Raw genomic sequence first — 374 nt, forward strand, 5'->3', positions numbered from 1 at the left:
AAATGACAGTTAATGTAGATCGAATAGGAGGAACTGAAAAAGAACCAAATAATAATCCAGAACAAGCAAATGTAATTCCGTTTAATACGCTTCTCAAAGGTTCATTTAAGGATAAAGACTATAAAGATACTTATACGTTTAATGTGTCATCACCAAAAGAAATAGACATTTCTGTCATAAACGAATGTAAAATCAACATGACATGGGTGCTTTTTCATGAATCAGATATGAAAAGATACGTTGCAGGCGAAAGCTCTAATGAAAATATACTTAAAGGAAAGTTTACTGCAAAACCAGGGAAGTATTATTTATATGTGTATACACCTGGGGAAAATGGGACATATTCTGTTAAACTAAAATAAAGTGAAACTTCC

Annotated in this window: 1 protein-coding gene; it reads left to right on the forward strand. The window is 31.6% G+C overall.

Going from position 1 to position 374, the window contains the following annotated elements; all coding sequences use genetic code 11:
* Positions 1 to 362: PPC domain-containing protein (locus V7024_RS13715; RefSeq protein WP_335520891.1), on the forward strand; the 362-nt coding region annotated here is incomplete at its 5' end.
* Positions 363 to 374: the final 12 nt, after the last annotated feature.

Origin of the sequence: Bacillus sp. JJ864 (genome assembly GCF_036963045.1) — a bacterium.
GTDB lineage: Bacteria > Bacillota > Bacilli > Bacillales > Bacillaceae_G > Bacillus_A > Bacillus_A pseudomycoides_C.